Source organism: Streptomyces sp. AcH 505 (assembly GCF_000818175.1).
GTDB lineage: Bacteria > Actinomycetota > Actinomycetes > Streptomycetales > Streptomycetaceae > Streptomyces.
Window position 1 is genome coordinate 973,596 of sequence record NZ_JTIY01000002.1, and the last position, 25,184, is coordinate 998,779.

Below are 25,184 nucleotides of genomic sequence, written 5' to 3' on the forward strand. Positions count from 1 at the left end.
CCACGGCCGCTGCGAGCCGGGCGGGTACCTCAGGCGCGAGCCCGAGACGGAGCCGCCGGCCGTCGGCCCGCTCCCGTGCCCCCGTCTCCCGCAGCTCCGTGAGCGCGGCGAGCGCCCGCCGGGCGTGCGGCAGCAACAGGGCGCCTTCCTCGGTGAGCGTGACACCCCGGCTGCGTTCGAAGAGGCGTACGCCCACCAGCGCTTCGAGCCGGCGCAGTCCTTGCGACAGGGGTGGCTGAGTGATGCCCACGCGCTGCGCGGCCGCGCCGAAGTGTTCCTCGTCGGCCAGCGCGACGAAGATTTCCAGATGGCGTTCGGTGAGCACGGCGCTCCCCTGACGTGTGCGGATACGGATGTCGAATCGAGTGGGCGTCGAGAGTGTATTCGACATGACGGTCGACGGCCGCCTTGACTGTGTCTGCCGCACCGGCCAGGTGCCGGATCACTCCGGCACTCCGGCCCGCAGACCCAAGTACCTGGTCCCGCGAAGAAAGAGGACGACCGTGCGTCTCACCACCGTCACCGAAGTTCTGCCGTCCCGCCGCAAGGTGTTGACCGTCGGCGCCGGCGCCGCGGTGGCCACGCTGGTGCCCGCCGTAGCCACCACGTCGTACGCAGCCGAACCCGGCGGGACGCTCACGGAACAGTTTCGTGCGCTGGAGCAGGAGTACGCCGCCCGGCTGGGCGTCTTCGCGCTCGACACCGCTTCGGGGGCGACGGTGGGCTACCGCGCCCAGGAGCGCTTCCCGATGTGCTCGGTGTTCAAGGGCCTCGCTGCGGCGGCCGTCCTGCGGGACGTGGACCGGCACGGCGAGTTCCTGGCCCGCCGGATCCGCTACACCGCGGAATTCGTCGAGGCGGCGGGGTACATCCCCGTCACAGGGAAGCTGGAGAACATCGCCCACGGCCTGACCGGCGCCGAGCTGTGCGCCGCGGCCGTCAGCGAGAGCGACAACGGTGCGGGGAACCTCCTGCTGCGCGAGCTGGGCGGTCCCACCGCCATCACCCGGTTCTGCCGGAGCCTCGGGGACGGCACGACCCGACTCGACCGCTGGGAGCCGGAGTTGAACAGCGCCGAGCCCTGGCGGATCGAGGACACCACGAACCCGAGGGCCGTCGGCATGACGTACGGCCGCCTCCTGCTCGGCGGCGCGCTCTCTCCCGGGGACCGGAAGCGGCTCTGGGAGTGGCTGGTGGCGAACACCACCAACACCGAACGCTTCCGCGAGGGCCTGCCCGCGGACTGGATTCTGGCGGACAAGACGGGCGGTGGCGAGCAGTACGGCGTGGCCAACGACGTGGGTGTCGTACGCCCGCCCGGCCGCTCTCCGCTGGTGCTGTCGATCCTGTCGACGAAATACGATCCGCAGGGCCCGACGGACAACCCACTGGTGGCCAGAGCCGCCGCGATCGTGGCTGCCGCACTCACCTGAGCCCTGAGCCCTGAGCCCTGAGCCCTGAGCCCTGAGCCCTGAGCCCTGAGCCCTGAGCCGCGACCCGTGGAGTGTGAGTGGCACGTTCGCGACTTCTCCCGAACCGCCGTCACGATGCGGCGCACGGCGTCTACCCAGCCGCGTTGTGATCGTTCCGTCCGCCCAGGGCGCCGATCACGGTACTGACCAGCAGATCGGTCCGGGCGCCCGCAACGTTTGCCGGGTCGTTCGCGGCGGAACTCAGGCTGGCCGAGTCCGCGGGCAACTCGCCCACTTCGCACAGCAGCGTCAGATAGAGCTGGCGCCCCCAGGCCGGATCGGCGGCCGTGATCACTCCGGCCGCATGCAGTCGCGCGAACAGTGTGTCGAGACCATCTGCGGCCTCCCGGCTGAGTACCGGCCGGCCCGTCAGTGCGTCGGAGTTGAGGTCCATGGTGAACCGGTGGCTGATCTTGAGCTCGAAAATGACCTCGGTCAGGCGGTGCAGGGCAACCACCGGTGGCGCCGTTTCCGTCCGCGCCTGCCCGAGCGCGACCAGGTATTGCTCGTTGAGCCGCGCGCTGAGAGCCTCAAGCAAGGCCTTCCGGGAGGAGAAGCGCCGGTGGACGGTGACACGGGCGACCCCGGCCGCGTCGGCGATCCGCTCCAGCGAGGCGTTCGCGTCAACGGCGAGCACCGCCTCGGCCGCCTCCAGGATGCGAGCCGTGCTGCGCACCGCGTCCGCGCGCACCCGCCGCGGGTGGCTGGTCTCGCTCATCTCGCCTCCGATGTCCAGGGGTCAGCCTATCCCTGATAACTGATACATGCTTGCTTCATTTCTGCATCTATCTGATACGGTCGAGTCGCATTTAGGGCACCGAGTGCCCTACGACTCTTCAGGAGTTCAGATGGCAAACGATGCACACAGCCCCCGGGTGACCGTCGCCGGCGGCACCGTGGAAGGCCGTATACGCGACGGTGTGGCCTCCTTCCTCGGAGTTCCGTACGCGGCGCCGCCGTTCGGGCCGAACAGGATGCTGCCGCCGCAGCCGGTGGTCCCGTGGCCTGACGTCCGCGACGCGGGCCGGATGGGGCCGACGGTGCCGAAGGGCGACTACCCGCCGGTCTTCCAACGGCTGTTCCTCGAAGAGGAGATCGAGGGGGAGGAGTGCCTCAACGTCAACGTCTGGACGCCCGACCGCGGAGCGAGTGGTCTTCCGGTGCTGGTGTGGATCCACGGCGGCGCGTTCCTCAACGGCTCCAACTCCGTTGCGGCGTACGACGGGTCGGGTTTCGCGCGCAGTGGCGTCGTCTGTGTGACGGTCAACTACCGCCTCGGCGCCGAGGGTTTCCTCTTCCTCGACGACGACGCGTCCAACCTCGGCCTGCGGGATCAGCTGGCCGCGTTGGAATGGGTGCGTGAGAACATCGCTGCCTTCGGCGGTGACGCCGGGAACGTGACGCTGGCGGGGGAGTCGGCCGGCGCGATGAGCATTGCCACCCTCCTCGCGATGCCGTCCGCGGCAGGGCTGTTCGCCCGCGCCGTGACGCAGTCCGGTGCGGCTGCCAACACGCTCACCGCCGAGCAAGGCCTCGCGGTCAGCGCCCTGTTGGCCGAGACCCTCGATGTGCCGCACACCAGGAGCGCCATCGCTGCCGTGCCGCCTGACCGGCTCGTGGATGCGGCCTCCCAGGTGTTCGCCGAGATCCAGACCGATGCCGACCCTGCCAAGTGGGGAAGCCTCGCATTGAGCGGTCTGCCGTTCGCGCCGGTGATCGACGGCACCGTCCTACCGGTCCATCCGCTGGACGCCGCCCGCGCCGGGAGGAGCGCGTCGGTGCCGTTGCTGACGGGCTGGAACCGCGACGAGGACCGGTTGTTCCTCGTGGCCGCGAACATGCTCGACGCGATAGACGAAGCCGCCCTGTTCGACAAGGCGCGGACGTACGGGCTCAAGCCGGAAGCGATCGAGATCTACCGCGCCGCGCGACCCGGCGCGACCCCCGGCGATCTGCTCGCCGCGGTCGGCACCGACCGGGTCTTCGCCATTCCGGCCCTGCGTTACGCCGAGGCCCGCGACGCCGGGGGTGCCGCGTCCACCTGGGTCTACCGCTTCGACCATCTGGAGCCGGCCGACAACGACGGCTTCGGCGCCTGCCACGCGACGGAGGTGCCCTTCGTCTTCCGGACCGGGGGCCACGACAGCGTACGGGCGCTCATAGGCGGCCGTCCCTCGACGGAGGCGGCCGCGACGGCGCACGACGCGTGGGTGTCGTTCGCCCGGACGGGCACGCCCGGCTGGGAACCGTACGACACGACCCGCCGCCCCACGGCGCTGATCGCGGAGGAGATTCGGGTGGTCGACGATCCCGCCCCCGACGAGCGCCGCGCCTGGGACGGCATTCGCTGAACCGGGTAGTGGGGACCGGCTCTCTCCGGACTAAAGACAACGCGGGGAACGTTGTGAACGGGTATGCACGGAGAATATAAGGTGCCCGGCGGCAAGCTGGTCGTGGTGGACCTGGACGAGCGTGACGGGGTGCTGCGCGACGTCCGCGTGGCCGGTGACTTCTTCCTCGAACCTGACGAGGCGATCACGGCCATCGACCGGGCGCTGGAAGGCGCTCCCGCGAACAGCGCCGCCGCCGAACTGGTCAGGCGGGTCGAGTCGGCGTTGCCGGAGGGCACGGTCATGTTCGGGCTGACGGCGGAGGGCATCGCGGTCGCCGTCCGCCGGGCCGTCGCCCAGGCCACGGACTGGCGCGACTACGACTGGCAGCTGATCCACGAGGGCCCGCAGTCGCCGGACCTGCACATGGCCCTCGACGAGGTGATCACCGCCGAGGTCGCGGCGGGCCGGCGTCCACCGACGCTGCGCGTGTGGGAGTGGGGCGGACCCGCGGTGATCATCGGGAGCTTCCAGTCCCTGAGGAACGAGGTCGACCTGGCGGCCGCCGATCGGCACGGTACGGCCGTGGTGCGGCGGATCTCCGGCGGTGGGGCGATGTTCGTGGAGCCCGGCAACACCATCACCTACTCCCTCTCGGTCCCGGCGTCGCTCGTGTCAGGGCTGTCCTTCGCCGATTCCTACGCATACCTCGACGACTGGGTGCTCGACGCCCTCGGAGACATGGGCATCAAGGCCTGGTACCAGCCGCTCAACGACATCGCGACTGACGTCGGCAAGATCGCCGGAGCGGCCCAGAAACGCGTCCTGAGCCCTGAGGGCGGCCCGGGCGCGGTCCTCCACCACGTGACGATGTCCTACGACATCGACGCGGACAAGATGCTGGAGATACTGCGGATCGGCCGGGAGAAGCTGTCCGACAAGGGAACGCGCAGCGCGAAAAAGCGCGTCGACCCGCTACGCCGCCAGACAGGTCTGCCCCGCGAGGCCGTGATCGACCGCATGATCGAGTCCTTCCGAGCCCGCTACGGCCTGCTGACGGGCCACGTCACCGAAGCGGAACTGGCCCGCGCCGAGGAACTGGCATCCGCCAAGTTCAGCAACCCGGACTGGACGGCCCGCGTGCCGTGACGAGGGGTGGCCGGGAGACCGATTACTTTCAGGGGCAGCTGGTGTCTACCTCTCGACATCCCCACAAGGGGGAGACAGGGAGCGCGAGATGACCACCGAACAGAGTACGGCCGAGGGTTTCTCCTACACGTTGGAGCGGACATTCGAGACCTCTGTGGCGGCGGTGTGGCGCGCCTGGACCGTCGCGGAGTCCTATGCGCAGTGGTCCTACGCCGCCCCGGGGTCCGTCGAGATGGACGTGCGGCCGGGTGGGGCGTGGAAGTCGACGATCGTCACCCCGGACGGCGGGCAGTTCCCGTTGACCGGCTCCTACATCGAGGTCGACGAGAACCGGCGTCTGGTGATCGGCATGGACGCACCCGGTAAGGACGAGCCGGCGGTGATGACCGTCGAGCTTGCCGAGCGGAGTGCGCACGAGACTCGCGTCGTGGTGTCCCAGACCTGCGACACCTCGGACGAACGCGACGTCGCCGAGCAGGGCAGCACCATGCTGCTGGACAGTTTGGCGACCTTTCTCAAGGCCGCGAGCTGACACACCACATTCATGCGCACGGGGTGCGCACAGCACGGAGCCCCAGGACGGCGAGGCCTTCCTGGGGCTCCGTTACGGGCCTGTCCGGGACGTTCGCGGATCAGCCGCAGTGGCCGGTGCCCTTGGTGGAGTAGGTGGTGATGCCGCCCTCCCAGGTGACGCATTCGCCGCGGGCCTGGATGTAGACGGGCCCTGCGTAGGTGGTGAACCGGCCGCGGTCGGTGGCCGTGCCGCCCGTCTTGGAGCTGAGTCGGGCGAACATGTCGACGGCGGCCCCGGGCTTGGTGCGTACGGTGACCACGCAGTTCTCGCCGGTCGTCGCGTTGTAGGTGAGGAAGGTGGTGCCGAGGTTCTCCATGTTGGCGGAGTCGATCACCTTGTGACCGGCGCCGCAGGCACCGTTGTACTTCGCGACCGGAGTCTCTGACGACGACGTCGCGGCTGTCGACGCCGCGGCCGGGGCCGATGCGGACGCGGGCGCCGCGAGAGCGAGAGCCCCGCCGGTGACGACGACGGCGACGGTGGCGACGCCGGCTGCGTGACGAATGAGCTTCATTTCCTGGTCCCCCTGTGGTGTGGTCGTGCATTGATGTCGTGCGGTGCGTACGGCCGGTCTGCTGCCGCCGCCCTACACCTGGTGAGACCGGCCAGCCCGGGAACCGGTTGTGGCCCCCGCTGTCACCGTTCTGTCACCACCCCGCTCGCTCGTGCCGGCAACTCGCCCTCAGGCCGCCGTACAAGCGGCCAGAAGATGTTGTCGACGATCGAGCGGATCCGCTCGGCGGAAACCGGCTTCATGGTCAACAGGATGTCGTGGCGCACGAGTTGCAGCGGCAGGTCGAGCACGTCCTGCGGAACCCGCGCGAGATCGATCTCGCCGCGGTCGTGTGCCCGGCGGAACACCTCCTCCGACAGCCACGGGCCGTCGCCGCGTACGGTGAGCCGGACGTCCTCCGGGGTGAGGCCGGCGCTGTCGTGGAGGCCCGCGAACGTCGCGCCGACGAGCGTCGCGAGTTCCATCCGTCCCGCGTTGATGTTCCCGAGCAGGGCGAGCATGTCGTCGCGCAGGTTGCCGGTGTCAGGGACGACGACAGGATGGGTGTCGCCGTAGTGGCGGATGGCGGCCAGCACGAGCTCGTTCTTGTCGGCCCAGCGCCGGTACAGCACCGCGATCCCGGTCTTCGCGCGGTCGGCGACCGACTCCATCGTCAGTTTCGCGAACCCCACCTCTGTCAGTTCCTCCCAGGCGGCGGAGAGGAGCGCCCGCTCCAGTTCGGCCCCTCGGCGGCGACGTTTGACCGTGTCGGACGCCGTCTTCGTGGGCGCGGACACCGTCTTCGTAGGCACGGCCTGCTCGCTTGTCATACGTCAAGGATAAGAGAGTCTTGCATTCCTTCGCCACGGTTCCTACTCTCGACGTTAAGGAATGCATCCAACTCTTAATGAGGTATGTGATGGCCTCGGCCACCCCTGTGCACGACAAGGTCGACCCACAGGTGCTGAAGACCGCGCTGATCCTGGTCGTCGGAGCACTGGCGGTCGTCTTCGACACGACGATCGTCAGCGTCGCGCTGCACCAACTGGCGACGAGCCTCGACGTGTCGGTCTCGACGATCCAGTGGGTGAGCACCGGCTACATGCTGGCGCTCGGCGTGACCGTGCCGCTCAGCACCTGGGCGCTCTCCCGCTTCGGCGGCAAACGGGTCTGGATGTTCGCCCTCACGGTCTTCCTCGTCGGCTCGGTCGGATCGAGTCTCGCGTGGAGCGCGGGCTCGCTCATCGGCTGGCGGGTCGTCCAGGGGCTCGGCGGCGGGCTGATGCTGCCGGTCATGACGACGCTCATCATGCAGGCGGCGGGCGGCCGCGCGCTCGGCCGTACGACCACCTGGGTCGCGCTGCCCGCACTGCTCGGCCCGATCCTCGGACCGCTCGTCGGCGGCGCGATCATCACGGACCTGAGCTGGCGCTTCATGTTCTGGGTCAACGTGCCGTTCTGTCTCGTCGGGCTGCTCCTCGCGCACCGCTACCTCGCCGAGGACTCGCCCGGCGCCTCGGTCACGCCGCCCCGGCTGGACGTGCGCGGGCTCGCGTTGCTCGCGCCGGGCATCGCGGCCGTGATCCTCGGCCTCTCGAACGCCGGCTCGGCGGACGGCTTCGGGCACCCCGACGTCATCGCGCCCCTCGCGGCCGGTGTCGCCTTTCTCGTCGCCTTCACGGTCTACGCGCTGCGCCGCCGCGACCCGCTCGTGGACATCCGGCTGCTCGCCGCACGCTCGGTGGGGTCCTCGTCCTCCGTGCTGTTCCTGTCGGGTTTCTCGCTGTTCGGGGCGATGTTGCTGCTGCCGCTGTACTACCAGGAGGTCCGCGGCGCGAGTGCGCTGGCCGCCGGGCTCATGCTCGTACCGCAGGGGGTCGGGACCCTGCTCAGCCGCCAGATCGCCGGACCGCTCACCGACCGCATAGGGGCCCGCTCGATCGCCGTCGTCGGGTTCCTGGTCGTCGCCGCCGCGACCGTACCGTTCTCCTTCGTCGACGCGACCAGCAACGGCTGGCTGCTCGCGCTGTGGCTGCTCGTCCGTGGCGTCGGGCTCGGCGCCGTGACCATGCCGGTGATGACCGCCTCGTACGTCGGACTCGACCGCGCCCAGATCGCGCATTCGAGCGTCCTGACCCGGACCGCGCAGCAGATCGGCGGGTCGTTCGGCACCGCCGTCCTCGCCGTCGTCCTCGAACAGTCCATCTCCGGCGCCGGAACGGGCGCGGTCGTGTCGGGCTTCCACGTGGCGTTCTGGTGGGCGACGGGGTTCTCGCTCGTCGCCACCGCGCTGTGCGTATGGCTGCCGGGGCGACACCAGGTCCGTAACGCCGCTGCCGCCGCGGCCCTGGCGGCGCCCCGGCCGACACCGGCGGGAGGGGGCGCGGGGCCAGTTGTGGGCGCCCCTTGAACTGACGTCAAGACGGCGGCAGTTGGGTGTTGAGTCTGTCGTCCGGCACTCGCTCGATACGAGTCCAGCCCCGCCAGCCCCGCTCCTCCAGGATCTCCAACAACCGCACGGCGCCCGGTGCGGACTCGACCATGACGGCGTCCAGCAGGCCGACGAGCTGGTCGTCGAAGTCGTCGGCACCCAACTCGCCTGCCTCCACGGCCCGAATCCACAGACGCTCCACGATGTCGGCGACCTCGACGACCCGCGGATCGTCGGCCGGGCAGTCGAGCGCCCCGCTGACCAGGCTGTAGAGCCGCACCATGTCGGGGTCGTCCAACTGCTCGTGCTTACTGACCATCACGGCGTCAATCAGGTGCGGCGCCTGGGCGGCGATCATGATCCAGGCGTCCCGCTCCAGCTCGATGTACCGCTCCTCGACACCAAGTCCGCGCAGCCGGTCGAGGTAGTCCACGACGCTCCGGGGGAGCGCCAGATGCTCTCCGGCGACGAGCCGGGCGAGCCGTTCGCGGGTGCCCTGCAGCCGCCGGATCTCGGCCCGCAGGTCCATGTCGATCTCCTGGACGCCGTCGGCGAACGCCGCAGGGCCGGCGTCGAGGAGTTCCTGCACCCTGGCGAGCGGCACGCCGGCGTCCGCCAGGGTGCGGATCCGGATCAGCCGTACGACGGCGCCGGCGTCGTACGTCCGGTACCCGGACTGGTCGCGCCCGGGCTCGGGCAGCAGCCCGATCTGGTGGTAGTGGCGTACGGCCCGCACCGTCACTCCGGCGTACGCCGCGAGCCGGCTGATCGTGAGCATGGTTCCCAGCCTGCCTCAGGCGATCTTCCGGCGATAGGTGGCCATGGCGAAGCCGTACGCGACGACGAGGATGCCCGCGCACCACGCGAGCGCGGTCCAGATGTCGTCGCCGACCGGCTGCCGGGAGAACAGGTCGCGGATCGTGTTGACGATCGACGTCACCGGCTGGTGCTCGGCGAACCAGCGCACCGGTCCTGGCATGGTCCGCGTCGGCACGAACGCCGAGCTGATGAACGGCAGGAAGATGAGCGGGTAGGCGAACGCGCCCGCGCCCTCGACCGACGTCGCGGACAGCCCGGCGATCACGGCGATCCAGGTCAGCGCCAGGGTGAACAGGATCAGAATCCCGGCGACCGCGAGCCATGTCGCCGCCCCCGCCCCCGAGCGGAAGCCCATGAGCAGTGCGACGCCCACGACGATCACGAGCGAGATCAAGTTGGCGACCAGGGAGGTGACGACATGTGCCCACAGCACACCCGACCGTGCGATCGGCATGGACTGGAACCGCTCGAAGATCCCGCTCTTCATGTCGGTGAACAGGCGGAAGGCGGTGTAGGAGATGCCCGACGCGATCGTGATGAGCAGGATGCCGGGCAACATGTAGTTCACGTACGAAACCGACCCCGTGTCGATCGCGCCGCCGAAAACGTAGACGAACATCAGCATCATGGCGACCGGTGTGATGACGGTCGTGATGATGGTGTCGATGCTGCGGGTGACATGGCGCAGGGTCCGCCCCGTGAGAACAGCGGTGTCGCCGAAGAAGTACGTGGTCATCCTGGTCCCCTAGTTGTTCGTGCCGACGACGTCGCGCTTGTCGCCGCCGCCGGTGATCGCGAGGAAGATCTCCTCCAGGGTCGGCTGCTTCTCGACGTACTCGACCGTGGCGGGCGGGAAAAGCTGCTTGAGCTCGGTGAGGGTGCCGTTCACGATGATCCGCCCCTGGTGGAGGATCGCGATCCGGTCGGCCAACTGCTCTGCCTCGTCCAGGTACTGCGTGGTGAGCAGTACCGTCGTCCCCGAGCCGGCGAGTTCCTTGACCGCGTGCCACACCTCGATTCGCGCCTCGGGATCGAGCCCGGTCGTCGGCTCGTCCAGGAAGATCACCGGCGAATTCCCGATGAGGCTCATCGCGATGTCCAGCCGGCGGCGCATCCCGCCCGAATACGTCGACACTCTGCGCGCGCCCGCCTCGGTCAGCGAGAAACGGCTCAGCAGCTCGTCCGCGATCGGTCCCGGGTCCTTGAGATGGCGCAGCCGGGCGACGAGTACGAGGTTCTCTCGACCGCTGAGGATCTCGTCCACGGCCGCGAACTGCCCGGTGAGGCTGATGGACTCCCGCGCGTCCGCCGGCTGGGTGGCGACATCGAAGCCATTGACGCTCGCTGTCCCCGCGTCGGCCTTGAGGAGCGTGGCGAGGATCCGTACGGTCGTGGTCTTCCCCGACCCGTTGGAGCCGAGCAGCGCGAAGATACTGCCGGGCGCCACGTCGAAGTCCACGCCGCGCAGCACGTCGAGCTTTCCGTACGACTTCTCAAGGGCTCGCACGCGAATCGCCGGCGCGGCGATCGATGGGGTTGCCATGGTCATCTGCCTCCTTCGGGGAGCTGTTCCAGCCGACTGCGAGGAAGCTCGTGCCGGAAGGATGAAGGGTTGACGCAGCGTCAAGGTCAAGTCGTCTCCGACCACGTCATCCGGAGCGAACCCGCCCGCTTCCCAGCTGATCGCGGTACTCGCGGTCGCGTACGAACGGCGCCGCGAGCGCTTCTGCGTCGGCGTATGCGGTCACTGGTGGCACAGACTGGACGCCGCCGGATGACGACGAGTCACGGTCCGCCTGGTACTCCACTCTCGGGAAGACTGCGCCGACGGGCGCCGGACGTCGTAGGTGTCACCCCGGGCGGCGGTTCGGTATGGGGCGACGGTTGTGTCGTAATGTCGTCTTGTCGTACCGACTCGTCGTCAGTGGGGTGGATCATTCCTACCAACAGCTCGTCGCAGCCCGAGCACGAGACAGCGGGGACAGAAGCTGGCGACCGAAGCCCCCGAAAGGCGCGTCTGGTCGTTTTGCTGGCCCTGGCCGGACTTGCGTATGCGCTGGATCTGGGCAGTAAGTTCCTGGTCGTCTCCCGGTTGGAGAACCAGCGGTCCATCGACGTCATCGGCGGGGTGCTCACCCTCCAGGTGATGCGGAACCCTGGTGCGGCGTTCAGCATGGGCCAGGCGTTCACTGTCGTGTTCACGGCCATCGCGCTCGCGGTCGTCGTAGTCGTCGTGCGCGTCTCGCGCAAGCTCCACAGCCTCCCGTGGGCTGTCGCGCTGGGTCTGCTGTTGGGAGGCGCGCTCGGTAATCTGACCGACCGGACCTTTCGCGCGCCCGGGGTTTTCCGGGGGCATGTCGTCGACTTCATCTCCGTCGAGCACTTCGCCGTGTTCAACCTTGCCGACTCGGCGATCGTCTGCGGCGGAGTCTTGATGGTCTTCCTCTCCTTCCTGGGTATCTCCCTGGACGGAGCGGCTCCGCGAGAGCGTCGGGGCAGCGGCGTCGTCGTCGGGGGATGATCGGCGCCGCCGCCGCGCTCCTCGTTCAGTCGGTGACGTCGACGCCGTATCCGCGTGCGAGGGCGTCGAGGCCGTGGTCGTAGCCCTGGCCGACAGCGCGCAGACGCCAGAGTGGGCCCCTGCGGTAGATCTCCGCGAGCAGCAGGGTGCGTTCGGTGGTCGCGGCGTCCAGTGTGGCGCGGGCCAGAAGTGCGCCGTTGCTGCCGGGCGCCGCGCCGATCTGGATCGCGCCGACCGTCCCGAACGTGGCGGCGCCGTCGATGGCGGCTGCGACGACGACCTTGCGTGTGGAGGGCGGCAGCGACGCCAGATCGAGGGCGACGGTCTGTTCGGCGGGGCCGCCGGTCAGCAGCCGAACCGTACCGGCCGGGCTCTCCGGAGCCCCGTAGAAGACGAAGTCCTCGTCGAAGGTGACCTGTTCGTCCTCGTCGAGAAGGAAGGCGACGACGTCGATGTCGTAGCCGGACTGCGGGGCCCAGCCGGCGGTGACGTACCACTCCGGAGCGGGTCCGCCACGTGTCACCGGCAGATCGATGACGCCGCCTCTCGGCACCACGAGCGGTTCCTGAGGCCGCAGCGCCTTGTCGGTCGGCGCGGCCGCGGTCGGCGCGGCCAGCCAACGGAGGCCATGCGTGGGCAGCCCGAGAGCCGTGATGCGACGCATGCGTCGGTCACCGTCGCCGCCTTCGAGGAGCGCGACGTCGGTGACGCTGGCGGACAGATTGACCGCCGCTGACCCACCCAGCTCGACAACGCGGGTACGAGCCGCCGACGCGTCGGCGTGAGTGCCGCCGAGTACCAGCACGCGACGCCCGGCCAGCGGCTGGTCCGAAGTGCTGGCGGACGGCGCTGGTTGGCGTGCGGCGGGTACCGGCGTCGGTGTCGATACCACGGGCACGGCGGGGGCGGCTGCCGTCGGTGCCAACTCCGGCCTTTTGACGACCGGTTCCAGCTCCCGCCGAGTTACCGGGGTGACAGCGACGGCCGTCGCTTCATGAACTGTCCCCGGTTGTACGCCGGCCAGCAGCCGCAGAAAAGTGTGTTCGTCGATGACCGGTACGCCTTCGGCGAGTGCCCGTCGAGCCTTTGCCGAGTCGGACGCCTGCTCATTGGTGACGAGCACGCTGGTGTGCCGGCTCACCGAGCTCATCATGTTCAACCCGGCGGCGACCGCCCGCCCGACAAGCTCGGCGCGGGCATGGGCGGTCTCACCCGTGATCGCGATCTTCATCCCTTGCCGCAGCGGTCCGCCCGCGGTCAGCCGTCCCGGATTGCGGTACGCGCACGGGGTCTTCGGCGGCTTCGGTGTGAACTGGGACTCCGCCCGGGGCGGACAGGTCACCAGGGGCAGGGGCAGATCGAGTTGCGCCGCCTCGCGCAGTGACGCGCGCAGGATCCCGGCGAGCACACGCGTGTCGTCCAGCGCGTCGTGAGCCCGCCGCTGAGGGATCCCGTAGTGGGCGGCGAGGGTGCCGAGCTTCATGTCGTCCGTCGGCGGATCCACCTGGCGATTGAGGGCCAGGGTGCAGAGCCGTTGTGACACCGGCAGCCACATCCGCGCACGGGCGAATTCGTGGGCCAGGAAGTCGTAGTCGAACTGGGCGTTGTGGGCGACCAGGACCCGGTCCTGGAGCATCGCGCCGATCCGACCCGCGACCTGGGCGAAGGACGGTGCACCCCGTAACCGCTCTGCGGTCAGCCCGTGCACCGCCACCGGCCCCGGATCACAGCCGGGGTCGCACAGCGTCGAGAACTCTCCCGTCTGCTCGCCGTCCGGGCCGATCGTGATCACGGCGATCGACAACACGCGGTCCCGCCGGGGGACGAGTCCCGACGTCTCGACGTCCACCAGGGCCCAGTCGTGGGCGTAGCCGTGCGTGGTGGGCGTGTTGAGGGAGGAGGATACGAGACTCATGGCGGCAAGGATGATCCCATATAGCCCCCTCCTTCAACCTGTATGGCGATTTCCCCCACAAAGCCGTGACCAACGCGATGTCCCAACTGTTCTGCCCGTGGGTGGTGTTGCGGCGCGCAGGAGCCGGGGTTCAGTGGTAGACCTGCTCGTAGAAGTAGAGGAAAGCGCCCAGTCCGTGGAAGTCGTTCGTGGCCTGGGGCCGGTTGATGTAGTACGCGTAGTCGCCGACGTTCGTTCCGACGGAGATCGACGTGAGGTACGTCAGCCCGTCGGTGTGCAACGAGATCCGGTTCAGTTCGCCTCGCTTCCCGGAATCCACCGTCGGCTGGTAGTCGGCGCGTGAGACGTATCCGCCCTTGATCGCCGCGTCGACCGTCAGGGTGTACATCGCCGAGCATGACGTCTCGGTCCAGTTGCCGGCGCTGCTGCCCTTGTCCACGACCTGGAACCAGCGTCCGGTGGACGGGTCCTGGTAGGCGGCCATGCCACGGACCAAGTTCTGTACGATCGAGACCAGTTGAGCCCGTCGTGGATGATCTGCCGGTATCAGGTCCAGCATCTCCGTGGCGGCGACGCCGACCCAGCCGATGGCGCGGCACCAGTACTCGGGCGCCAGCCCGGTGTTCGGGTCCGCCCATGAGGCCGACCTGGACGCGTCGTACGCGTGTTTCAGCAGTCCGTTCGGCTGCTGAAGATGGCTCGCGTAGATCACCAGTTGTTTGGTCGCGATGTCGAAGGACTGGGTGCTGTCCCCGATGTACTTGGCGTACTGCGCCATGAACGGGTCGGCCATGAACGCGCCGTCGGACCACAGTTGGTCGGTCCGGTCGGCGCTGTCGCCGTGCCAGAATCCGCCGTCGCTCGTGGTCGGATATCCGCCGGAGGGAAGCAGCCGGTCATGGATCTGCTGGGCGGCCAGCCGGTACTTGGCCTGGCCGGTCTCGCGGTACATCGCGATCATCACCTGGCCCGGCATCATGCTGTCCAGGGTGTCGAAGCTGTTGTCGATGTGTCCGGAGGTGTTCACGAACCGGTCCGCCCAGGCCTTGACGTACGCGATCAGGGCTGCCCGGCGCGCGGGGTCCGTCGTACGCTGCGCGACCTGGTACTGCCCCATCATGTAGAGGGCGACCGGGTAGCTCCATCCGCCGACACTCGACGGTGTGTACCGCTGCATGGTGGAGTCGATCATCGCGTCCGACCAGTCCGTGCTCTGCGCGTCGGAGACGGTCAGTGAGTCGAGATTGGGCAGACCGCCCGTCGTCGTGGTGACGACGCGGACCTGGTTCGTTCCCGCCTTCAGGGTCACGGGCACCCTGGCGGCGGCCCAGCTGTCCCAGTTCGCGGTCGGGGCGAACTCCGGTGTGGACACGGCCGCGCCGTTGACGCTGACGCTGCCCTTACGACCTGTCGCCGTCCCGTTCGCGTACCGGAGGGCCAGCGTGGCGGCTCCGGCGGTCGGCGCGTTGACGGTGAACTGTACGTACGAGCCAACCTCGTTGGCGGTGTTGACGAAGCCGGTACCGGTGAACCCTGTGTGATCGGAATCCACCGTGCCGTGGAAGACGGTCGCCTTCTCCGCCTCGTACGCCGTCGACGCCGCGTGTGCCGGACCCACCGCCACCGCGTAGCTCGCGGCAATCATCCCGATCGCCACCACTAAAGCCCTGATGCGCATTTGAGACTCCCTTTTCAGTCGTTCTCACCGGAGCGCTCCGGCTGCGGGCGATGCTCGACAACGTGAAGGATCGTGGCGCCGCGTTCCTGGGAAGTCAATAACTAATACGTATTAATAAGTCGGAGGTGAAGGTGAGTGCACCGGCAGGTCGCGCCGCCTGGGGTGGTCGCCACCAGAGTTCGCCGCCCGGTCAGTGCGCCGTTGGCCGATGTTGTGTCCCGTCCTGTGTCATGCCATCTGAGGAAGGTCCGACAGGACACACCTATATGACGGGACGTCACGCGATGAGATCTGTTGTTGGTGCTCGAACGGCCGTCGCCGTCGCGGCCACCGTGGGAGTGGTGGCCGCCGGTGTGGTGGCCGGGGGAGTGGGCGCGGGGCAGGCCACCGCGGTGGACAAGGTCCGGCTCGCCGCTGATGTGCCCGTAGCGCCAGGCATCGGCTACCGGGCGTTCTCGGTGACGGGCTCGCACGGGGTGGTCTCCGGGCATCTGGTCACGGCCGACCTCACCAACCGGCGCGTCTCGGTCGATCTGCTCACCCCCGGCACCGTCTCCAGCCGGGTCCCGCTGTCCCAGATGGTCGCCGCGCAAGGGGCGGTCGCCGGCGTCAACGCGGACTTCTTCAACATCGAGGAGTCCCAGCACGTGGGGGTCGCCCCCACCAACTCCGCCGTCGGCCCCGCCGTCGCCCACGGTGAGGCGCTCAAGGCCGCGGTGCCGGACGGCCAGCGGTTCGGCCCCGGCCTGCCGCCCGGCACCTCGACGCGCGACGTGATCGGGGTGGGCTACGACAAGCGGGCCCGGCTGGACGAGTTGACGCTCAAGGGAAGCGTGCGCACCAGGTCGAGTGCGTTCGACCTGGGTGGCTTTAACCAGTACGCCGTTCCGGAGGGCGGAGTGGGTGCGTTCACCCCGAAGTGGGGAGACGTCTCCCGACAGCGCGCGGTGTGCGGCACGGACACCGTACGGGCGGCGGCCTGCTCCACGGACGCGTACGAGGTCACCGTCCGCAACGGGCGGGTGGTCTCCGGATCCGCGACGATCGGGGCCGGCGCGATCGCCGAGGGCAGCGTGGTGCTGGTCGGCCGTGAGGCCGGCGCGGACCGGCTGCGTGCGCTCAGGACCGGGGAGAAGGTCACGGTCGTCGACCGGTTGACGTCGACGAGCGGCAAGCGGTTCGAATTCGCCGTGGGCGGCTTCCCCGTGCTCCGCGACGGTGAGCCTTTGCCCGGCCTGGACACCAAGGCGGCAGCGACCCGCACAGCCGCGGGTATCGGCGACCGCGGTCGGCTGCTCTACCTGCTGGTCCTGGACGGCAGCGCGGAGAGCGGCGCGGGCCTGACGGTCGCCGAGGTCGCGGACGTACTCGACACCGTGGGCGCGGACGCGGGCGTGAACCTGGACGGCGGCGGTTCGTCGACCCTGGTGACCCGGGACCCGGCGACCGGCGCCCCGGTCGTACGCAACCACCCGACGGGCGGCGCCGAACGCCCGGTCCCTGAGGGCATTGGTCTCTTCTCGCGCTGATCTGATCGGACGTCAGGACCTGCTACGGCACGGCTCGGTACGGCTCGGCACAGCCGGTACGCACGGCGCCGTGGCAGGTCCTCGACCATGCCCCCTGTCGTATCGTTCCTCCCTACCAAGTGATCAAGGAGAGAGAACGTGAGCATGAACAGTGTGCGAAGACGTGTGGCCGCTGTGGGGTTGGTGTTCGTCGGCCTGGCGGGTGCGGGCTGTGCGGGTGAGCATGCTGGGGGCGGCGATGGTGCCGTAGCGGCGAAGCAGCCGGTCAGTCGACAACAGGCCGCGAAGGTGGCGGTGTTGACGCAAAATCAGCTTGAGGACGCCGTGGTGGACGAGCACGACCTCCCTGGCGTCACGGCGAACGAGATCGGAGAGGGCACGGACGGGCTCGGCAACGGCGTCATCAAGGCCTTCCCCAGCTCGATCACGCACCCTGCCGTCTGCGCGCCGGTCCGCGATACGCTTGAGGGGGCCAGTGGATACGCACCCGTCGGCAGTGTGCAGCGCACGGCGGGCACCCCGGGGCACTCCGCGATCCTCACCCTGGTGTCGTACCGGCCGGCCGACGCTGCGCGGGTCCTTGCCGACCTGCGGACCGCGCTGCGCACCTGCACGGCCTACGCGGTGGATCTGCCCACCGTCGCCTACGAGGACGTCAAGGCCGTCGACGATCCGGCGCAGGGCGAGAACAGTGTCGCCTTCGGTCTCACCACGGTCATGAATGCCGATTCCGACCCCCTGAGGGTCGCGGTCGGTGTGCTGGTGAAACGCCACGGATCGACGGTGGCGGTCTACAAGTCGACCGCCGACCGGCCCCGGAAGCCCGCGAAGCTCCCGGCGGACCTCATCGCCGCCCAGAGCAAGGTGCTTGACGCCGCTGTGCGGGGTCACTAGGCGGCGCGCGCCAGGAACTCAGCGTGCTCGAACGGACTGCGACTGCCTGATTCATACTGTTGTCCGTGCAGCGCGTACCGCGATCCATGACCCCTCTGTCCTCGCTCGTGTTGAACTGACGACGGTCTGCGACGCAGACCGTACTGACACCTTTCAGTCACACTGTGAGCTGGGGACGCAGTGGCATACATCAGTGATGTGACTGCGAGGATGCCCCTCGGCCACGACGGCGTGTGGGAAGCCGGCGTGGCCGCGAGCCGCAGGGACCCGTCAGTTGCGGGGGCGCGGAGCGCGCAGGTGGGCCCGCCGGGTCAGCTCCGCCTCTTCGACGAGTTCGAGCATGGGCTTGCCGGGGGCGCACATCATCGTCACCACGAACCGGGTGGGCGCGTCCGGCAGCGCGTTGCCGTCCTGGTAGTGGATCGCGTCGCCACCGGGCTCCCAGAAGGTTCCGCCGGCCTCGACGACGCGCTCGGGCTCGCCTTCGAGTTCGAAGCGGACCGCGCCCTCGATGACGTAACCGAAGGCAGGACCCGAGTGGCGGTGCGGGGGAGTGCCCGGATCGCCGGGCTCCCACTCGACGAGGATCGTCATCGCCGAGGCGCCCTCGGGGACGCTGAGGGGCGCCGCGTCCTGGAGTACCTTCGCCGCCGTCATCCACCCCTCCGAAGCCGTGTGATCGTCGGCGTGCGCATGTGCTGAGTGACTGTCCGACATGGTGTTGCACCTTCCGTAGGTCCGCTGGATCTCCCAGTGATGACCGTCCGGAACGTCTTTCTGTGACAGTGACGGCGTGCGGGGCCGCACTGTTGTCACATATAAGCAGCGAAGCTTGTCTGCAGTACATGCGCTCTGTATCACCGGACCTGAAGCCCGGCCTCGGTGTGCTGGACGTAGGCGCCGGAACCGGCTGTGTCACGTTCATGAGTCTCGCGGCGTCGGGGGCTCCCGTGCACGCGGTCGGGCCGGCGCGCGCCATGCGCTCGTCGCTGATGACGCGCCTGGCCGCTCTGCCCGGCAACCGCAGGGCCCGGGTCACCGTGCATCCCCACACGCTGGACGAGGCCGCACTGCGCAGGGTGTCGGACGTGGCGGTCTGCCACAACGCGGTCGCCTGCATGAACCCGGCGGCACGGCGCGCGCTGTGGCCCGCCCTCGCCGAGGCGCTGGTGCCTGGCGGCGTTCTGCTCGTCCAGCTGCCGCCCGCCGTCGTCCCGCCGCGCAGGATCAAGCGTGTGCTTCCCACGCGACGTGTCGGTCAGCACGCGGGCGTCGGGATTCGTCGCGCTGTCGGAGCGAACTGACCGCAGTGTACTGGCCGTTGAACTCAGGCAGAGCTGAGAGCCGACCCGGCCGCGCCGCCGTTGCCGCCATTGTCGGGCGGCAGGCGGGGCACATCGTCGTCACAAATCCCCGACCGCCCTGGTCGTCATGGCAGACACCCCAAGGCGATCGGAGTTGACCGTGGCTGCCACTGAACAACGAATATCCACGATGGTGCTGGTGATCGGCACCGGAGGCGCGGGGCTTCGCGCGGCGATCGAGCTGGCCGAGGCCGGCACGGACGTCCTCGCTGTCGGCAAGCGTCCGAAGGACGACGCCCATACGGCGCTGGCCGCCGGAGGCATCAACGCGGCACTGGCCACGATGGATCCGGAGGACAGCTGGCAGCAGCACGCGGCCGACACCCTCAAGGAGAGCTATCTGCTGGCCGACCCCCGCACCGTGGAGATCGTCACCCAGGGCGCCGCCCGGGGAATCGACGATCTGGAGCGGTACGGCATGGCGTTCGCCAGGGAAGAAGACGGCCGTATCTCGCAGCGCTTCTTCGGCGCCCACAAGTTCCGTCGTACGGCCTTCGCCGGCGACTACACAGGGCTGGAGATTCAGCGCACCCTCGTCCGGCGCGCGGAACAGCTGAACATTCCGGTGCTCGACGGCGTCTACATCACCCGGCTGCTCGTCCACGACGGAGCTGTCTTCGGCGCCTACGGCTTCAGCCTCGCCGACGGAACGCGTTACGTCATCCACGCCGACGCCGTCATCCTCGCCGCGGGCGGACACACCCGCATCTGGCGGCGGACCTCCTCACGGCGCGACGAGAACACCGGGGACTCGTTCCGCCTGGCGGTGGAAGCCGGAGCGCGGCTGCGCGACGCCGAACTGGTGCAGTTCCATCCGTCCGGAATCATCGAGCCAGAGAACGCGGCCGGCACCCTCGTCAGCGAGGCGGCCAGGGGCGAGGGCGGCATCCTGCGCAACGTGCTGGGTGAACGCTTCATGGCCCGGTACGACCCCGAACGCATGGAACTCTCCACGCGGGACCGGGTGGCCCTGGCCTCCTACACGGAGATCAAGGAGGGCCGCGGGACCCCCAAGGGCGGGGTGTGGCTCGACGTGTCGCATCTGCCACGGCGGACGATCATGACGCGGCTGCCCCGCGTCTACCAGACGCTGCTGGATCTGCAGATGCTGGACATCACCCGCGAACCGATCGAGATCGCGCCCACCGCGCACTATTCGATGGGTGGCGTCCGGGTGAATCCCGAGGACCACAGCACCGATGTCCGGGGTCTGTACGCCATCGGCGAGGCGTCGAGCGGCCTGCACGGTGCCAACCGGCTGGGCGGGAACAGCCTCATCGAACTCCTGGTCTTCGGGCGCCTCACGGGCCGGGCCGCGGCGGCCTACTCGCAGGCACTGACGGCGCAGCCCCGGTCCGCTCGGGCCGTCGCACAGGCCCGCGAGGAGCTCGACACCCTTCTCGCCGCCGACGGGCCGGAGAACGTCCGCGCTCTGCAGCGTGCCATCCGCAACACCATGACCGAACACGCCGGTGTCGTACGGGACGGGGAGGGGCTGCGTGCCGGACTCGCCGAACTGGCCGTCATCGAGAAGCGGATGGCGGACGTCGGCGTGCACCCGGACATCGCCGGCTATCAGGACCTGGCCCACGCCTTCGACCTGAAGTCCGCCGCCCTGGCCGCTCGCGCGACACTCGAATCGGCGCTGGAGCGTCGCGAGACGCGTGGCTGCCACAACCGCAGCGACTACCCCGACATGGATCCCGAGCTGCGGGTGAATCTGCTGTGGTCCCCGACAGCGGGTATCACCAGGGAGAGCATTCCGGCGATCCCTGACGAGATCGCCTCTCTTATGGAGGACGTTTCGACGGACGGGAAACTCGCCGAGTGACCGGTGCGACAACCGGTCAGCAGGGGTGGGGCGACGGACGTCGCCCCACCCCTGCTGCTGCCCCCGTTACGGCCGGTGCTCGCCGGTGATCTCCTTGTACTCCTGCTCGGAGGGCTTGGGGACCTGCGTGCCCTCCCCGTAGAGCCGCCGGCTCAGGTCCGCACGCAGGCGCCGGGCAAGGGCGCGTCCGACGCCGTCCTGCACACCGTCTTTCGCGGAGGCCGGGTCGATCGGCCGGTACTGGGTGTGCTGCGTGAGCAGATGGAGTTCGTCAGGGCCGAGCGGCTCGTGGATCTCGACGAACTCGCCGTCAGGCAAACGCTTGATGATGCCGGTCTCCCTTCCGTGCAGCACCTTGTCGCGGTCTCGGCGCTGGAGGCCGAGGGCCACTCGCTTCGTGACGGAGAACGCCGTGAGCGGTACGAGGAAAAGACCGAAGCGCACGGCCCACGTCACCGACTCGACGGAGACGTGGAGACGGACGGCGATGATGTCGTTCGCGGCGGCGATCAGGGCCACCAGATAGAAACTGATCCACGCGACACCGAGGGCCGTACGCACGGGACGATTGCGCGGCCGGTCAAGAATGTGCTGCTCACGGTCGTCACTGGTCAGCCAGGACTCGATGAACGGGTACACGGCCATGGCCAGGAACAGCCCGCCGGCGACGCCGAGCGGAATCAGATTGTCCAGAGCCAGGGTACGGCCAAGGAGACTGATCTCCCAGCCGGGCATGACCCGCAGCAGCCCGTCGGCGACGCCCATGTACCAGTCCGGCTGGGACCCCGCCGAGACCTGGTCGGGCCGGAAGGGGCCGTACCGCCAGATCGGATTGATCTGTACGGCACCGGCGATGGCGAAGACGGCTCCGGCGACCAGGAGGAAGAACCCCGCCGACTTCACCGCGTGGACGGTGAACGGGAGACCGACGACGTTCTTCTCGGTGCGCCCCGAACCGGGATACTGCGTGTGCTTGGTGCGTATCGCCAGCCAGATGTACACGGCGATCAGGAACACCATCAGGGCGGGAATGATCCACACGTGAAGGAGGTGGAAGTGGGCGATCAGTTCGTGTCCGGGGAACTCGCCTCCGAAGAGAAACAACGACAGGTACGACCCGACGAAGGGGATCGACAGAATCGTGCCGTTCACCACCGCGAGACCGGTCCCCGAGAGCAGGTCGTCGGGAAGGTCGTAGCCGGTGAGCCCTTCGAACATGGCGAGGACGAGCAGCAGGAATCCGACCAGCCAACTGAGCCTGCGGGGCTTGCGGAACGCGCCCGTGAAGAAAACACGCATCAGGTGGACGAGTATGGAACCGACGAAGATCAGCGCCGCCCAGTGATGGGCCTGTCTGATCAGCAACCCGCCGCGGAGTTCGAAGGATATCCGCATCGACGAGTTGAACGCCTCCGACACCAGGTGGCCGCGCAGTGGCGCGTAACTGCCTTCATACCTGACCATCTGGGCCGATGGATGAAAGTACACTGCCAGGTAAATTCCGGTGACGACGAGAACGACGAAACTGTAGAGGCAGATCTCGCCGAGCAGGAAGGACCAGTGGTCCGGGAAGGCCTTTCGGGCGTTTCCCTTGAGCCTGCCGTATGAACGCAGGTGTCCGCCGGCCCGTACGGCGACCTTTTTCCCCGCGTTGTTCTGCCTCTCGTCGTTCAGCGGGCGCCCGTCCTTCATGCCCCTACCACCGTTCGTGACATTCGCTCATAGCTTGCGCGTTGACCGCGTGGAAGCGGCGTCCGGGGAGGTCCCGGAACACTTCCATCTCTATGACCGGACAAGAGCAGTGGATGTGACGGCATGACTGGACGACGGGCGGGCTCTACGGTGCCGAGCGTCCCGCGTTCCTAGAGCGCGCCGAGCGACCCGAGGGCCACGACGAACAGGCCGCTGATGACCAGTGTGATCAGCACCATCGCCGTCATGGTTCCTCTGAGCCACCGCCGGAAGCTCACGTGGTACCGCTCCTCCGTCTCGCTGATGCTGTCGGCGATGTGCTCGGTCACCATCCGGGCGACCTGCTCCTGTTCATCGAGGTACCACTGTTCGATGTCTTCCTTCTGCTCCCGTGTCAGTCCAGGAGCCCGTGTGGTGAAGGCTGTTACCCGCCGACGTGCGGCCCTCAGATGAGCCTCCCGGTACAGGAAGGTCTCGATGGCGGTGAGGCCGCGTGCGGCCTCCTTACTCGTGTCCATGGCGTTCTCCAAAGGACGGCCGGTACGACTGGGCCGCCCGGCTCGGCACCTCCTGCAGGACCCACTCGTTGCCGTCCGGGTCACAGAACGAGGCGCCATGTCGTGTTTTCACTCTCCGGGACGAAGTCGGTGTGGGTCGCTCTTGCCTGTTGTGACCGGAGCGGTCCTCGCTCTGTGACAAGGGACGTCCCGGAAGCGCCGGTGTCACAGATGAGCCATGGGAGTTGTCTTAACGGGTAGCACGGCAACCGAGACCAGCGGATGGTGGAACGTGATCAGGAAGCAGAACAGTGCCCAGGTCTTCCGGATCACCGGAGCGAGGCAGGGACTTGACGAGGACGTGCGCGGCCGGCAGCGCCGCTATGTCATCGCCATGTCGGTGCGCACTGTTTCGGTGATCCTCGCGGTCACTCTGTGGAACGTCGAGCGGCCCGTGGCGATCGTCGCGCTCGTCCTCGGCGCCGTCCTCCCCTACATCGCCGTCGTCCTGGCCAACGCCGGTCGGGAGAAGGCCCCTTCACCCATGGCGACGTTCGTTCCCGCCCCCTCCCACCCGATGATCGCTCCGGCACCGCACGACGGCTCCGAGGCCTCGCCGAGCCAGGGCGCCGTCGCCGAGCCGTACGCTCCCGCCCCTCCCGTCAGGGACGTGCGGCGGTACTGACGACGAACGCGTCCCTCGGATGCTGCACAGAGGCCAGCGAGACGAGGTCCCGTCCGAATAGGGCGGCGGTGAGCCAGACGGCGAGCACCCGGATCTTCCGCTCCCACGAGGGCACCGCCAGCAGGTGGTAGCCCCGGTGCATCAGCCACGCGGGGAACCCCTTGATGACGATTTTCCGGTACTGGAAGATTCCCCGGCCGAGGCCCAGTGTGGCCACCACCCCGAGACTGCTGTGCCGGTAGGGGCGGGTCTTTCCGCCGCGGAGGTCCGCCGTGATGTTCTTCGCCAGCAGCTTGCCCTGCCGTACCGCGTGCTGCGCGTTGGGCACGGTGTGCGCCCCCGCGACGGGCGAGGCCAGGTCGGGTACGGCGGAGTCGTCCCCGGCCGCCCACACGTCCGGCACCGGAAGAGCGTCCGTACCCACCCGGAGGTCCGCCCGGACCACGAGCAGCCCACGTTCGTCGACCGGAAGGTCGGTGTGCCGGTGCGTGACGGGGTTCGAGGCGTTGCCGGCGGCCCACACGATCAGTGCCGAGTCGAACTCCTCACCCGTGGACAGGACGACGTGGCCGTCCTCGGCCGAGACGAGCTGGGTGTTGAGGTGCACGTGTGCACCACGGCGTGCCAAGGACCGCACCACCCAGGCCCCCGGCTTGTCGGTCACCTCGGGCAGAATCCGGTCCCGCGCCTCCACCAGGTGGAACGACAGGTCGTCGAAGGTCAGTTCCGGATAGGACGTGAGCATCGCCGTTGCCAGGGAGAGCAGTTCGCCGAAACCCTCGACACCGGAGAACCCGCCGCCCACGATGGTGACCGTGAGGAGCCTTCGCCGCTGCGGACCGGGCGGCAACGACGCGGCCTGGTCGAAGGCCGTCAGCAGGCGATCCCTGATGGCCACCGCCTCTTCGACGTGCTTCATGCCTGTTGCGTGCTCGGCGAGCCCCGGAATCGGGAAGGTGCGGGTCACCGCGCCGGCGGTGACCACCAGGGTGTCGTAGCGGAGTTCGTAAGCCGCTCCGCCCACCGGCTGGACAGTGAGCGACCGGTCCGCATGACGGATCTCGGACACGGTCCCCGCGATGATCCGGGTGGAGCGCAGATGCCGGCGCATCGACACAGCGGCATGGCGGGCCTCGACCGATCCGGCCATCACCTCCGGCAGGAAGGGCTGGTAGGTCATGTACGGACGCGGGTCGACGATCGTGACCCTCGCTTCGTCCGCCGACAACGACTTCTCCAGTCCCCAGGCGGTGTAGAAGCCCGCGTAGCCGCCGCCAACTATGAGGATCTCGCGCATGGTTCTCCTGGTG

At 68.7% G+C, this 25,184-nt stretch carries 25 protein-coding genes; 12 read left to right on the top strand and 13 right to left on the bottom strand.

What is annotated here, in order from left to right:
- Nucleotides 1-325 (bottom strand): LysR family transcriptional regulator (locus tag HY68_RS34345; protein WP_042000721.1); only part of this gene is annotated, 325 nt, incomplete at its 3' end.
- 178 nt (nucleotides 326-503) lie between these two features.
- On the opposite strand from HY68_RS34345, the gene bla reads away from it, so the two are divergent.
- Complete coding sequence (bla, locus tag HY68_RS34350) at nucleotides 504-1,433, top strand: class A beta-lactamase (RefSeq protein ID WP_241778849.1); 930 nt, start codon at nucleotides 504-506, stop codon at nucleotides 1,431-1,433.
- Between the two features lie 130 nt (nucleotides 1,434-1,563).
- On the opposite strand, the gene HY68_RS34355 is transcribed toward bla, so the two are convergent.
- Nucleotides 1,564-2,190, bottom strand: coding sequence for a TetR/AcrR family transcriptional regulator (locus tag HY68_RS34355; protein WP_041999380.1), 627 nt, complete (start codon nucleotides 2,188-2,190; stop codon nucleotides 1,564-1,566).
- Nucleotides 2,191-2,320: 130 nt separating this feature from the next.
- Here HY68_RS34355 and HY68_RS34360 point away from each other — a divergent pair, with 130 nt between their 5' ends.
- From HY68_RS34360 to HY68_RS34370, 3 genes are all read left to right on the top strand, one after another.
- A complete protein-coding gene (locus HY68_RS34360) occupies nucleotides 2,321-3,823 on the top strand; it encodes a carboxylesterase/lipase family protein (protein WP_041999383.1) in 1,503 nt (500 codons plus the stop codon).
- Nucleotides 3,824-3,886: 63 nt separating this feature from the next.
- A complete protein-coding gene (locus tag HY68_RS34365) occupies nucleotides 3,887-4,951 on the top strand; it encodes a biotin/lipoate A/B protein ligase family protein (protein ID WP_041999385.1) in 1,065 nt (354 codons plus the stop codon).
- Between the two features lie 88 nt (nucleotides 4,952-5,039).
- Nucleotides 5,040-5,483, top strand: a complete 444-nt coding sequence (locus HY68_RS34370) for an SRPBCC domain-containing protein (protein ID WP_041999387.1) — start codon at nucleotides 5,040-5,042, stop codon at nucleotides 5,481-5,483.
- Nucleotides 5,484-5,583: 100 nt separating this feature from the next.
- Here HY68_RS34370 and HY68_RS34375 read toward each other — a convergent pair whose 3' ends face one another.
- Nucleotides 5,584-6,039 carry a hypothetical protein gene (locus HY68_RS34375; RefSeq protein ID WP_041999389.1) on the bottom strand — a complete coding sequence of 152 codons (456 nt, stop codon included), beginning with the start codon at nucleotides 6,037-6,039 and terminating at the stop codon, nucleotides 5,584-5,586.
- A 122-nt stretch (nucleotides 6,040-6,161) separates the two neighbouring features.
- Nucleotides 6,162-6,848 (bottom strand): TetR/AcrR family transcriptional regulator, encoded by a 687-nt coding sequence (locus HY68_RS34380; RefSeq protein WP_041999391.1) that lies wholly within the window; start codon nucleotides 6,846-6,848, stop codon nucleotides 6,162-6,164.
- 89 nt (nucleotides 6,849-6,937) lie between these two features.
- Here HY68_RS34380 and HY68_RS34385 point away from each other — a divergent pair, with 89 nt between their 5' ends.
- On the top strand, nucleotides 6,938-8,428 hold the full coding sequence (locus tag HY68_RS34385) for an MDR family MFS transporter (RefSeq protein ID WP_041999394.1): 1,491 nt from the start codon (nucleotides 6,938-6,940) through the stop codon (nucleotides 8,426-8,428).
- 7 nt (nucleotides 8,429-8,435) lie between these two features.
- Here HY68_RS34385 and HY68_RS34390 read toward each other — a convergent pair whose 3' ends face one another.
- From HY68_RS34390 to HY68_RS34400, 3 genes are read right to left on the bottom strand one after another with little or no spacing between them, the layout of a single operon-like run.
- Nucleotides 8,436-9,227, bottom strand: coding sequence for a MerR family transcriptional regulator (locus tag HY68_RS34390; protein ID WP_041999397.1), 792 nt, complete (start codon nucleotides 9,225-9,227; stop codon nucleotides 8,436-8,438).
- A gap of 15 nt (nucleotides 9,228-9,242) precedes the next feature.
- Nucleotides 9,243-10,004, bottom strand: a complete 762-nt coding sequence (locus tag HY68_RS34395) for an ABC transporter permease (RefSeq protein ID WP_041999400.1) — start codon at nucleotides 10,002-10,004, stop codon at nucleotides 9,243-9,245.
- A 9-nt stretch (nucleotides 10,005-10,013) separates the two neighbouring features.
- Nucleotides 10,014-10,811: an ATP-binding cassette domain-containing protein gene (locus HY68_RS34400; RefSeq protein WP_042000725.1), complete on the bottom strand. Its 798-nt coding sequence runs from the start codon at nucleotides 10,809-10,811 to the stop codon at nucleotides 10,014-10,016.
- A gap of 139 nt (nucleotides 10,812-10,950) precedes the next feature.
- Between HY68_RS34400 and HY68_RS45865 the strand changes: the two genes are divergently transcribed.
- Nucleotides 10,951-11,046: a DUF5958 family protein gene (locus HY68_RS45865; RefSeq protein ID WP_241778903.1), complete on the top strand. Its 96-nt coding sequence runs from the start codon at nucleotides 10,951-10,953 to the stop codon at nucleotides 11,044-11,046.
- A 116-nt stretch (nucleotides 11,047-11,162) separates the two neighbouring features.
- On the top strand, nucleotides 11,163-11,789 hold the full coding sequence (gene lspA, locus HY68_RS34405) for a signal peptidase II (RefSeq protein ID WP_078864082.1): 627 nt from the start codon (nucleotides 11,163-11,165) through the stop codon (nucleotides 11,787-11,789).
- Between the two features lie 25 nt (nucleotides 11,790-11,814).
- Here lspA and HY68_RS34410 read toward each other — a convergent pair whose 3' ends face one another.
- Both HY68_RS34410 and HY68_RS34415 read right to left on the bottom strand, forming a co-directional pair.
- The gene (locus tag HY68_RS34410) at nucleotides 11,815-13,704 is read right to left on the bottom strand and encodes a TerD family protein (RefSeq protein WP_041999403.1); all 1,890 of its coding nucleotides are present in this window, start codon (nucleotides 13,702-13,704) and stop codon (nucleotides 11,815-11,817) included.
- A gap of 130 nt (nucleotides 13,705-13,834) precedes the next feature.
- Nucleotides 13,835-15,382: a glycoside hydrolase family 88 protein gene (locus HY68_RS34415; RefSeq protein ID WP_078864083.1), complete on the bottom strand. Its 1,548-nt coding sequence runs from the start codon at nucleotides 15,380-15,382 to the stop codon at nucleotides 13,835-13,837.
- 284 nt (nucleotides 15,383-15,666) lie between these two features.
- On the opposite strand from HY68_RS34415, the gene HY68_RS34420 reads away from it, so the two are divergent.
- Both HY68_RS34420 and HY68_RS39795 read left to right on the top strand, forming a co-directional pair.
- Nucleotides 15,667-16,911 (top strand): phosphodiester glycosidase family protein, encoded by a 1,245-nt coding sequence (locus HY68_RS34420; protein ID WP_198533481.1) that lies wholly within the window; start codon nucleotides 15,667-15,669, stop codon nucleotides 16,909-16,911.
- 297 nt (nucleotides 16,912-17,208) lie between these two features.
- On the top strand, nucleotides 17,209-17,805 hold the full coding sequence (locus HY68_RS39795) for a hypothetical protein (protein ID WP_157874484.1): 597 nt from the start codon (nucleotides 17,209-17,211) through the stop codon (nucleotides 17,803-17,805).
- A gap of 270 nt (nucleotides 17,806-18,075) precedes the next feature.
- Here HY68_RS39795 and HY68_RS34430 read toward each other — a convergent pair whose 3' ends face one another.
- The gene (locus HY68_RS34430; RefSeq protein ID WP_041999409.1) at nucleotides 18,076-18,522 is read right to left on the bottom strand and encodes a cupin domain-containing protein; all 447 of its coding nucleotides are present in this window, start codon (nucleotides 18,520-18,522) and stop codon (nucleotides 18,076-18,078) included.
- A gap of 128 nt (nucleotides 18,523-18,650) precedes the next feature.
- Between HY68_RS34430 and HY68_RS34435 the strand changes: the two genes are divergently transcribed.
- Nucleotides 18,651-19,109: a class I SAM-dependent methyltransferase gene (locus HY68_RS34435; protein ID WP_052457458.1), complete on the top strand. Its 459-nt coding sequence runs from the start codon at nucleotides 18,651-18,653 to the stop codon at nucleotides 19,107-19,109.
- A 190-nt stretch (nucleotides 19,110-19,299) separates the two neighbouring features.
- Complete coding sequence (locus tag HY68_RS34440; protein WP_041999412.1) at nucleotides 19,300-21,000, top strand: FAD-dependent oxidoreductase; 1,701 nt, start codon at nucleotides 19,300-19,302, stop codon at nucleotides 20,998-21,000.
- Between the two features lie 66 nt (nucleotides 21,001-21,066).
- On the opposite strand, the gene HY68_RS34445 is transcribed toward HY68_RS34440, so the two are convergent.
- Complete coding sequence (locus HY68_RS34445) at nucleotides 21,067-22,692, bottom strand: ubiquinol-cytochrome c reductase cytochrome b subunit (RefSeq protein WP_041999415.1); 1,626 nt, start codon at nucleotides 22,690-22,692, stop codon at nucleotides 21,067-21,069.
- A gap of 170 nt (nucleotides 22,693-22,862) precedes the next feature.
- Nucleotides 22,863-23,210 carry a hypothetical protein gene (locus HY68_RS34450; RefSeq protein ID WP_041999418.1) on the bottom strand — a complete coding sequence of 116 codons (348 nt, stop codon included), beginning with the start codon at nucleotides 23,208-23,210 and terminating at the stop codon, nucleotides 22,863-22,865.
- A 274-nt stretch (nucleotides 23,211-23,484) separates the two neighbouring features.
- Here HY68_RS34450 and HY68_RS34455 point away from each other — a divergent pair, with 274 nt between their 5' ends.
- Entirely contained in the window at nucleotides 23,485-23,874 is a 390-nt protein-coding gene (locus tag HY68_RS34455) for a DUF3099 domain-containing protein (RefSeq protein WP_042000739.1), read from the top strand.
- Here the strand turns inward: HY68_RS34455 and HY68_RS34460 are convergent.
- A complete protein-coding gene (locus tag HY68_RS34460; protein ID WP_041999421.1) occupies nucleotides 23,852-25,171 on the bottom strand; it encodes an NAD(P)/FAD-dependent oxidoreductase in 1,320 nt (439 codons plus the stop codon). The two genes, HY68_RS34455 and HY68_RS34460, sit on opposite strands and share 23 nt — an antisense overlap.
- Nucleotides 25,172-25,184 lie beyond the last annotated feature (13 nt).